At 36.1% G+C, this 10,154-nt stretch carries 7 protein-coding genes; 3 read left to right on the top strand and 4 right to left on the bottom strand.

The features are described 5' to 3' along the window. The first annotated feature begins 43 nt into the window (after window positions 1–43). Complete coding sequence (locus E1171_RS15465; protein WP_187696486.1) at window positions 44–649, top strand: lipoprotein signal peptidase; 606 nt, start codon at window positions 44–46, stop codon at window positions 647–649. Between the two features lie 338 nt (window positions 650–987). Continuing rightward, a complete protein-coding gene (locus E1171_RS15470; protein WP_155206950.1) occupies window positions 988–3,171 on the top strand; it encodes a S46 family peptidase in 2,184 nt (727 codons plus the stop codon). Window positions 3,172–3,602: 431 nt separating this feature from the next. Here E1171_RS15470 and E1171_RS15475 read toward each other — a convergent pair whose 3' ends face one another. Beyond that, window positions 3,603–4,337, bottom strand: a complete 735-nt coding sequence (locus E1171_RS15475) for a hypothetical protein (RefSeq protein ID WP_155206951.1) — start codon at window positions 4,335–4,337, stop codon at window positions 3,603–3,605. A gap of 324 nt (window positions 4,338–4,661) precedes the next feature. On the opposite strand from E1171_RS15475, the gene hemH reads away from it, so the two are divergent. Then, window positions 4,662–5,690 (top strand): ferrochelatase, encoded by a 1,029-nt coding sequence (gene hemH / locus E1171_RS15480; RefSeq protein WP_155206952.1) that lies wholly within the window; start codon window positions 4,662–4,664, stop codon window positions 5,688–5,690. A gap of 72 nt (window positions 5,691–5,762) precedes the next feature. Here the strand turns inward: hemH and E1171_RS15485 are convergent, their stop codons facing one another. The 3 genes from E1171_RS15485 to E1171_RS15495 all read right to left on the bottom strand — a co-directional run bounded on the left by E1171_RS15485 (window position 5,763) and on the right by E1171_RS15495 (window position 10,038). Then, window positions 5,763–7,052: a DUF4856 domain-containing protein gene (locus tag E1171_RS15485; protein WP_155206953.1), complete on the bottom strand. Its 1,290-nt coding sequence runs from the start codon at window positions 7,050–7,052 to the stop codon at window positions 5,763–5,765. A 152-nt stretch (window positions 7,053–7,204) separates the two neighbouring features. Further along, a complete protein-coding gene (locus tag E1171_RS15490; RefSeq protein ID WP_155206954.1) occupies window positions 7,205–9,781 on the bottom strand; it encodes a TonB-dependent receptor family protein in 2,577 nt (858 codons plus the stop codon). Window positions 9,782–9,804: 23 nt separating this feature from the next. After that, the gene (locus tag E1171_RS15495; RefSeq protein WP_155206955.1) at window positions 9,805–10,038 is read right to left on the bottom strand and encodes a hypothetical protein; all 234 of its coding nucleotides are present in this window, start codon (window positions 10,036–10,038) and stop codon (window positions 9,805–9,807) included. Between the last annotated feature and the right edge of the window lie 116 nt (window positions 10,039–10,154).

Below are 10,154 nucleotides of genomic sequence, written 5' to 3' on the forward strand. Positions count from 1 at the left end.
TTCTTAATTCTTAATTTCTAATTTTTAATTAATTAATTGTACAGTGAAATACGCTAAATATTATTTATTGAGTCTGGCAATGATTATTTTAGACCAGGTAGTGAAACTAGCGGTCTATTTTAACATGGAAATGGGATTACCAGGCCAAATAAAAATCTTTGGAAATTGGTTTAAATTGCATTATACCCTAAATCCTGGAATGGCCTTTGGAATGGAATTAGGATCTGATTATGGGAAGCTGATTTTGACCATTTTCCGTTTATTCGCCATGACTGGAATTGCCTATTACCTTTATCTTCTGATTAAGAAAAAAGTGCATGCAGGAGTTTTATGGTCTGTGGCTCTTATTTTGGCGGGGGCAATTGGAAATGTAATTGACAGTATCTTTTATGGAGTTTTCCTGAACAATGCGCCAGCAGATTCATCAAGTCCTTGGTTTCATGGGCAGGTAATCGATATGTTTTATATTGATATTTGGGAAGGTTATGTGGCTGATTGGGTGCCGCTTTTGGGTGGCAAATACATGGCCCTCTGGCCGATTTTTAATGTGGCAGATGCCTCTATCTTTATTGGTGTTGCCATTATCCTTCTGTTTCAAAAGAAATTTTTTGGGGATAAGAAAAGAGAAGTGAGTAATATTAATGCCTAAGAAATAAATTTTTTTTAGTAAAAAAGGAGAGTATGATAAATGTTCTCCTTTTTTTGTGGTAAACATCTTTTAGTACCTTGTATTTCTCTATCTCTCATTTTCTTACATGTTGTCTAAATTGAAATGGCAATTGACTAATTGGGAGTTTTACTTAATTGAAAATTTAGATAAAAGGAAGAAAGTATAAGAGGAGAAAAAACCTAAAGATTTTCCTCCAAGGTAAGGTGGGCTGCAAATAAGTTTTATATTTATTAAATAAAAGATAAAAATTGATAAAAAAGCATTTTATTTTTGGAGTGTATCTGTAAGAATTAACCTCTGTTTAAAAAAATAGGCATATGAAAAAGAATTTATTAGTAACTCTTCTTTTAATTTTTAGCCTTGGCCCTGTTTTCAGTTTAAGGGCGGATGAAGGGATGTGGCTTCCTCAATTGCTTCAAGCAATGAATGAGAGTGAAATGAAGGAATTGGGAATGAAAATCAGTGCCGAAGATATATACAATATCAATAAATCTAGCCTAAAGGATGCTATCGTCTCATTTGGAGGATACTGTACAGGGGAAATTATTTCCGGAGAGGGTTTATTGTTGACCAATCATCATTGTGGTTATAGCTCCATACAGTCCCATAGTAGTGTAGAAAACGATTTGCTTACAGAGGGTTTTTGGGCTATGAGCAAGGAAGAGGAAATTCCTAATTCCGGATTGTTTGTGACCTTTATCGTTCGAATTGAAGATGTAACAGACCAAATATTGGAGGGAATTCCTTATGATGCCGAGGAAGAGAAACGCCAACAATTAGTCCGTTCTCGAATAGAGCAAATAGAAACGAATGCGGTAGTGGGGACACATTATGAAGCCAAGGTTAAGCCATTCTTTTACGGGAATGAATATTACATGTTTGTGACTGAAACTTATAAAGATGTTCGTTTGGTTGGGGCTCCTCCTTCTTCAATTGGAAAATTTGGTGGAGATACAGATAATTGGATGTTTCCACGTCATGCAGGAGATTTTTCTATGTTTAGAGTGTATAGTGGGCCTGATGGAAAGCCTGCTGAGTATTCCAAAGATAATATTCCATTGAAGCCAAAGTATTTTCTTCCCATTTCATTGAAAGGTATTCAGCCTGGCGATTTTACCATGGTTTTTGGCTTCCCGGGTCGTACCGAAGAATACCTCACCTCCTTTGCAGTTGAAACCCTACAAAATGAAACCAATCCAAATCGGATAAAGATAAGAGATAAAAAACTTTCTGTTCTTTCAGAAGATATGGCCAGGGATGATGAGGTGCGAATTAAATATTCAGCAAAATATGCGAGTACAGCCAATGCTTGGAAAAAATGGATAGGGCAAAATAAGGGACTAGAAAGATTGGAAACTATTGATCAGAAAAGGTTATTAGAAAAACAATTTACAGATTGGGCCAATGCCGACCCAATTCGTGAGCAACGTTATGCTGATATTTTACCTTCTTTTCAAGAGGTTTATAAAGAACGCGCTAAAATAAATCTTCCAAATGTGTACTACCGGGAAGCTTTTTATGGCATTGAGATGATGCGGTTGGCCGCCCGATTAAATGCTTTAACCAAAATTGGGCTAGGTACCAAAGAGGAAAAAAAGGCGTTGGAAAAGACCAAGTCTTATTCAGAAAAATATTTTAAGAATTATGATTTTTCTACCGACAAAAAGCTTTTTGTAGCTTTAATGCAGATGTATTTGGATAATGTTGATCCTTCATTTTATCCCGATGCTTTGAAAGAGGGTTTAAGTCATCATTATAATGATCTGAATAAGCTTGCAGATTACATCTATCAATACTCCATACTGTCTTCTGAGAAGAAGATGGATAGGTTTTTGGATAGGTTTAGTGAAAAGAAAATAAAAAAATTAGAGGAAGATGAGGCCTTTAAAATTTATCGAAGTTTTACTGAGGCTTATAGTCGTCAAATTTATCCAACTCTGGTAGATTCCCAGGATGAAATAGGAAAGCTCAACAGAGAATGGTTGGCTGGATTACGAGAAATGATGCCTGAAAAACGGTTCTATCCAGATGCTAATAGTACCTTGAGATTGGCCTATGGTCAAGTGAAAAGTTATAGTCCAACGGATGGAGTCCAATATGATTATTTCACTACCCTGAAGGGGGTAATGGAAAAAGAAGACCCCTCGGTAGATGAGTTTATAGTTTCCCAAAAACTGAAAGATTTATATAAGGCCAAAGATTTTGGGATATACGCCAATGAACAAGGAGATTTGCCCGTTTGTTTTACTGCAACTAATCATACCACAGGAGGAAACTCTGGCAGTCCTATTCTTAATGCGGAAGGAGAATTGATAGGTCTGAATTTTGACCGTAATTGGGAAGGGACCATGAGTGATATTCAATTTGATCCTGTTATGTGTAGGAATATTAGTGTAGATATCCGTTATGTTTTGTTCGTTGTAGATAAATTTGCTGGAGCAGGCTATCTAGTAGATGAAATGGTACTTGTCAAAGAGAAAGCTGGAATTGTGGAGAATTAAAATTTAATTAAAGCATGGATATTAGATAATTTATTGGTTCGAGTGTTTTGCTCGAACCATCTTTTAAAACAAATGCTCTCAGGGGGTTCATTATATATTCTTCCCTATTCCAGATTTTCGTAGACCTTTTCTTTCCCCTCAATTTTTTCTTCCTTTTGGTGACTTAAATTTTTCAACTAAAAAGAGTTTAAAAACTGTCTTTCTTTTTTTCAATTTTTTTGATGGTTATTTTTCAACGAAGATTTAGGAGGAAATTTAATCTTAAAGATTTATCAGAATTGAAATTTGTTGTGATTCTAATATTCAAGGTATAATCTGAAAGTTGTTAAAAAAAATTCATCATATTGAGCAAGTGCTAAATATGATGAATTTTGTCATTGGAACTAATGAAAGTAGGTTTTACTAGCCAGGTTTTTCCAGATGAATAATTATTAACTGCTAATAGAGTTGTAATACTCAAAGATTTTAATCAAATCATTTTCCTTTTTGAAGCCTAATTTGTTCTTTTTCAGGAAGTTTTTCATTTCTGTCTTTTTATCCCCGAAAAGAGGAAGGTTCTTTTTGGAGCTTTTCGAAAGCGGTTTAACCTTCCCATTGATTTCAGCAAAGATTTTCTCCTTCTTTACCCACTTATCGGCTTTCTCTCCAGCATCAAGAGCAGCATTGTAGTTGGATCTAATTAATTCAAGTTCATTAAAAGAAAATAGTCGGTTTTTTCCATTGACAAGAACTTTAACTAATCCAATTGGTTTTTTGTCCTGAAAATTAAACTCCTTACAGTTTAAAAAAACTTCTTTTTTTAATTCTAATGGGTTTTGCCATTCAATGCTTTTTACCATTTTTACAGGAACCACTTTTACCTTGTTATTGACCAAAATGTCTATCTCTTGCCTTTTTATATCATATTTTAATAAATGTTCAGGTATGGATTGACCATTTACCAATTGTATGCTACCAGTCATATAGGTATCATATAAGTAAACAGTACCTTTTGTATCGGGTGTTTTTTCCTTGATTTCCCTAATAAACCCATTGCTCATTCCAGCTAAAATTCTTGTGTTATTTTGAGCTTCTAAGGTTTTATCTATTTCCTGTGCAAGGGCCTCTCCAATGTAAAGATTTAATAAACAAGCAGTTAGTAATGTAATGTAAATGGATTTTTTCATATCAGATTTTAAAAGTTAAAATTTAATCACTAAAAAAATTGAAATATTAAAACTATTTTTCGTTTAATAATACTTAAAATTTGTCATAAAAAAAGAAAAATTGTACTTTTTTTTATATTTAAAAAATGTTTTTTGATCTGAAAATTTAATATTTATCTAATACAAATATTAAGCCATTTTTGTTTTTTTTATTACAAATTTTAAAGAGTTCAATATTATTCAGATAATTATTTCCTATTCTTATTGATAATTATAGATGTGGCAAAACTCCCAAAAATGAGGAAAAAAAAATACCTTTGCACATTCGAATATTTTTGTCGCTAAATGAATAAAAAAGGGAAAATAGGAGTATTGCTGGTAAATCTTGGAACTCCGGACAGTCCGTCTGTTCCAGATGTGCGAAAGTATTTAAGGGAATTTTTAATGGATAAAAGGGTGATTGATATTCCTTTTATTAATCGATGGATGTTGGTTAATTTGATTATTGCTCCTTTACGTGCTCCAAAATCGGCCAAAGTTTATCAACAACTATGGGAAGACCGGGGGTCTCCCTTAATGTATTATGGAGAAGATGTTCGGAAAGCTGTACAAGATTCTCTGGGAGAGGAATATGTAGTTAGTTTGGCCATGCGATATCAAAATCCGAGTATTCAAAAAGGCCTAAATGATTTAAGAGAGCGACTGGTATCTCAAATTATTGTAATCCCTTTATTTCCTCAGTATGCTTCCGCAACTACAGGTTCTGTTATGGAAAAGGTAATGGAAATCATCCACAATTGGGAAAATATACCCTCCCTTAAATTCATCAGTAATTTCCTTGAAGAGGAGAAATTTATTGAAACCTTTTGCAGGAACGCTCGGAAATATATGGAGAAGATAAAATTTGATCATTTCCTTTTTAGCTACCATGGACTCCCTGAACGCCAGGTAAAGAAGGCTTCCTGTGGAAATTATTGTCAGCTAAATGAGAAATGTTGTTCCGTTTATCATCAGAAAAATCAATTCTGCTATCGGGCCCAATGTTTTCAAACAACTCGGTTGTTGGTGGAAGCGCTAAATATTCCCGAAGAGAAATATACGGTTGCATTCCAGTCAAGGTTAGGAAAGGATCCTTGGATTCAACCGTATGCGGAAGATGTTATTAAAACCCTTGCCCAAAACGGAAAAAAGAAGGTGTTGGCTTTCTCTCCTGCTTTTGTTGCGGATTGTCTGGAGACCACAGTGGAAGTGGGTAATGAATTTAAAGAAATTTTTGAGGAAGCAGGTGGAGAGCACTGGCAGTTGGTAGAAAGTTTGAACAATCACCCTCTTTGGATTGAGTGCCTCAAAGATATGGTGTTAAAAAATGAATAAAAAAAAGAGACTGCTTCTCTAAAAGAGCCAGTCTCTTTGTTTAGTCCTTAAACTAATTCTCCTTGGTTTATATTACCAGGTTTGAAGATCGGTCGCGCTAAAACCATAAATCTCTCCTAAATCTTCCCGGACTTCTAATAATTTGCCTTTATAAGCCTCATCATTGGTTATAATTGGCTCCGTCCCTACTCTATCATGGATAGCCTCTAAAGTGTTTAAATCCATTAGCATGAAGCCGGCATCTTTAGCACCATATTGTAAGGCAATTAAAAATCCTTTTAATTCTGACCAGTGCTTGGAATGGTTTTCAGATCCCGGCTCATTTTCCATATCGATCAAAACTTCGTTGATATAATGAATAGCCGTTGCCACAATTACTTTTTCCCAACCTTGGGCAGCTTTTCGGGCAGCTTCATTGATTACCCCATTAGCTTCCTTATTCACAATTGCAGTTCTTCCCTCTAAAAAGGCGTCAAAGATTTCAGTTGTAAAATCGGTAGAGTGGTCTTTATCTCTTTTTCCGGCATTTCGGGATAAAGCAAAGTTATACTCCGAGTGAAAGTCGATTTTTCCGTCTCCATTTGTATCTTTGTATACCGTTTTATTAGCATGGTCTTCATCAGAAAACGCATAATAGTCTCTTACTGCACCAAAATAACCAAATGCTTCATCCCAAACATGTTCCATGGTACTGTAGTTTTTACCTTCAGCTGCTTTGCTGTTATCCTCATTTTGAGCTTTACTTAAATAGTTGTCAGCCCCTTGGGAGTAAATTAAAGCTCCGGTAAGCACTTTACCAATAAGTTGTTTATAGTCAACCTTTGTGTCTTCATCAATGTAAATGGCCTTCCCGGCTTTACCTTCACTTATATTTTGCTGAATTTTATCTACCCATTCGAAGATTAGGATTTCTGCCGTTTTATCACCTGGGAATCCTATCACTTTTTGGCCGGAAATTTTATCCTTGATATTTTTTCCGGTGGCAATTTGATTGTACTGAACTTCCAAGAAGTCGGCTCCGTGAATTGAAGGCGTTATGGTTTTTAAATTTGCCTCATCCAGGTGGTCAAATAGTTTCTGAATGTCTTCTTTCAATGTAGCTGAAGGGGTTTCTGCTGCTTTGTCAATTAAGATGCTGATGTCCTGCACTAAAAGTTGACGTACTACCTGTCCGCCATAATCAACGGAAGAAACGCCTTCTTCAAATCGGCTTTCAAAGGCATATTCATTAGGCTTTTCGATTCGCTCATCTTCTGGAGTAGGTATAGGGTTTTCCGTCTTATCATCACAAGCCGTCAGGAGGGCTGTTGAAGCTATCACAATGGATAGTATACTTTTCTTATTCATGGTAAAGAGTTTCATAAATGTTGTGGTTTAAAGTGGTTTTATTTTGTTCGTTAAAAAAATAAATTCTTCTTTTGTCAAAGCTCTTTCTTTTTAGTGGAGAGCTACATTTCATAAGAGAGTAAAATTCACCTCCTTATAAATTGTTCACTTTTTACTATCCTTATTAATTAGAAGTTATAACTAACTCCTACGTTGAATTGTCTTCTAGGTCCCACCAAAATTCCGGAACTTGCATTAGCCGTGAATCTCGAAGGGTGAGAATGTAGTCTGGATCCTATATAGACTTCATCCAAAAGGTTCTTTACATTGGCTTTAATCTTCCAATTATTTCGAATGGCATAACTGGCACTTAAGTCAAAGATGTAATAAGCCGGTACTATTCCTGCATTTCCTACATTTCCCAGATAGGGATAGGTGTTTCCTCCATTGTCCGTAATAGTCGCTGTATTGAGGAAGGCTTGATCAAGGTTTTCGTAGTCGGTATATACTTCATCGATATATCGGAAGTCCAAGCGAAGTGAAAAGCCAAAGGCAAAATCTTTGGAGAGCCCCAGGTTCAAACTATGTTTTGGCGTATATGGAATTTTATTTCCAGATACGTCCACCACAACGGTTTCCGCATCATCAGGTAAGTAAGCATTAATGTGAGATTCCATCAGCCCATTATTTACCTTGGATTCCAGATAGGAATAAGCCAAATGTAGGTCTGGAAGCCAAGTGATTTTCTCAGAAACTTTTAATTGAGAGGCAATTTCCAGTCCATATGTGCTGATGTTTCCAAGTTCTAAGAATACAGTACTGCGAGCAGGTGTAACAATATCAGTGATATCCATATAGAAAGCGGAGGTCTCAAACCCAAGGATACCCTTGCTACCTCTTAGGCCAAGCTCGTAGTTGGTGCTTTTCTCTGCTTCCAAATCAATTCCTACTTCTTCATCACTTGTAGAGATAAATGGTAAATTGATGGCGGCACTTGTAGGTGGGGTAAAACCTCTGTGTATTCCTCCAAAAAGGTTATATGACCCCATCTCATAATTAAATCCAATTCCTGGTAGGAGGATGAAGGTGGATTTGGAACGATAGGTACTTCGGTTTAAGCGGTCTATTACAGATTGATCAAAGGCTTCGAATCGGCTACCAACACGAAGGGACAATTTATCATTGAAATGAATAGTTTCTTGTAAATAGGCAGAACCAGCCAGTGTACGGAAACGCAGACTTTTTGCTCCCTTTAAAGCTATTCGGTTTTCCGGTCCATCAGGAAGGGAAGGATCTGCCGTTTCGTACCAAGCCCCCTGTCGGTCAGTTGGGCTATCTCCCAATTTAAAATCTTCTTTGTAATACTCTGAATGAATTTTAGCTCCGGCATTGAGGTGAGCATTGAAATTGAAAAGGCGGTGGCTAAAATCATAGGTATGATCCACTCCACTCACATAAAATTCTCTTAAAATGCCATAATTGGATTTTCCATTACCAACTCTAACTAAATCTAAGTTTGCATTTGGTTTGGTGATCTCGTCCACTTCTTTTCCTTCAAGCCAAGCCCCCAAACTAGAAGCTTTTATGTACATATCGTCCTCTCTCCACCAATCCCGGGAAAATATACTTCCATAGATTTTGGTAACCCCAATAAGGTTTTTATTGATTTGATTTTTATAAATAAGATCTAGTGCATTTCGGAATACAGTAAATTCATCATTGTCTTTGGGGTTGAATTCGGGCATATATTGATATGACCATTCTGTTAGCCCAGTATAAGTGGCTTCCGAAAATTCATGATTGATATTATATTTGATATACAAATCCTTTTGTTCATTAAGCTTAAGGAGTGTTTTGAATGTACCGTTGAATTGCTCAAAGGCATTGTTTTCTCGAAAGCCATCTCCTCTTTTATAGAGGATTTGAAGTTCGGGTTGTATATTTTTTGTTCCCCATCCCCCTATTTCAGCATAGGCACTTAAGTACCCGTTTGTTCCAAAAGTGATTTGTGACATTCCACCAAATTCCTCTCTAGGTCTTCTGGTTACATAGTTAATGATCCCTCCCATCGTTTGAGGTCCAAATTGAATACCGGCACTTCCTTTTATCACTTCAATCTCATCAAGGCGTTCAATTGGCGGATTGTAATAGACATTAGGATACATATAAGGAGCAGGTTGAATGGGAATACCATCTTCCATGATCAATACCCTGGCAGAGCGACGAGGATCTAATCCTCGAATTCCAATACTTAAACGACTATTTCCAAATCCATCGTCCGAATAAGCTGTAATCCCCGGAATGAAATCCAAAACCTCTTGAGTACCAATTGGGCTCATTAATTTTATTTCCTTGGATTCTATTTTAAAAGCTTCACCAGGAATTCGTTTAAAGTTGCCATCTGCTCCTCCAATAATCTGAATGGGTGAAAGGTCAATCCAACTTTCTTCCAACCGGATGCGAAGAGGTTGGTTATTAAATTCGATTGGTTCTTGGTAGGCCTTGAAGCCCAGGTATGCAATTTTTAGAATCAAACCTTCCTGTTTAGGAACTAACATTTGGAAAAATCCTTCCTTATTTGTGGTTTGGGCTTCCAGAATTTTTTGGTCAACCATTAGTATGACAGTAGCTCCAATAATGGGATCTTCTGCCTTGTCTGCTGTGGTAACATAACCGCTGATACTGTATGTTGCGCCTCCTAAAACTTTATTAAGACTTAATAAAAATAAAAAACTAAATAAAGTGATTTTGTAGAATTTCTGCATTGGATCCTTGATTCAGTGGTTTCTTAAAAAGTTTTAGGGTTCTTTTTTAGGTTAAGAAATGCGAGGTAGTTGGTTAAAAAGTCATCTTCGTTCTTTTCCAATTTACAGTAGCTTCCCGTACAATCCTCTTCTTCTGTGCCGGCAGGGACCACCAATGGGTCGTCATCACAGGAGGCCAGGATAGTTAAGGCGCTCGTAATAATGATTATGGCCTTTAAAGAATATTTGATGATTTTATGAATGCTTGGTTTCAGCATTATTAGAAAGATTTTAATTTTTATGCTTGCAAAGTAAGGGGCAATTGATTCTATTTGCAAGCATTATTTGAAATTATTCTAAATAAAAATAAGAAAAATGCTTAGAAGAAGCCAAA

The sequence above is a fragment of the Xanthovirga aplysinae genome (assembly GCF_009711365.1).
GTDB classification, from domain to species: domain Bacteria; phylum Bacteroidota; class Bacteroidia; order Cytophagales; family Cyclobacteriaceae; genus Xanthovirga; species Xanthovirga aplysinae.

What these genes read in the sequence shown, in the direction of transcription:
- E1171_RS15470 (WP_155206950.1), top strand. Translation starts at nt 988, where the DNA reads ATGAAAAAGAATTTATTAGTAACTCTTCTTTTAATTTTTAGCCTTGGC.
- E1171_RS15475 (WP_155206951.1), bottom strand. Translation starts at nt 4,337, where the DNA reads ATGAAAAAATCCATTTACATTACATTACTAACTGCTTGTTTATTAAAT.
- hemH (WP_155206952.1), top strand. Translation starts at nt 4,662, where the DNA reads ATGAATAAAAAAGGGAAAATAGGAGTATTGCTGGTAAATCTTGGAACT.
- E1171_RS15485 (WP_155206953.1), bottom strand. Translation starts at nt 7,052, where the DNA reads ATGAAACTCTTTACCATGAATAAGAAAAGTATACTATCCATTGTGATA.
- E1171_RS15490 (WP_155206954.1), bottom strand. Translation starts at nt 9,781, where the DNA reads ATGCAGAAATTCTACAAAATCACTTTATTTAGTTTTTTATTTTTATTA.
- E1171_RS15495 (WP_155206955.1), bottom strand. Translation starts at nt 10,038, where the DNA reads ATGCTGAAACCAAGCATTCATAAAATCATCAAATATTCTTTAAAGGCC.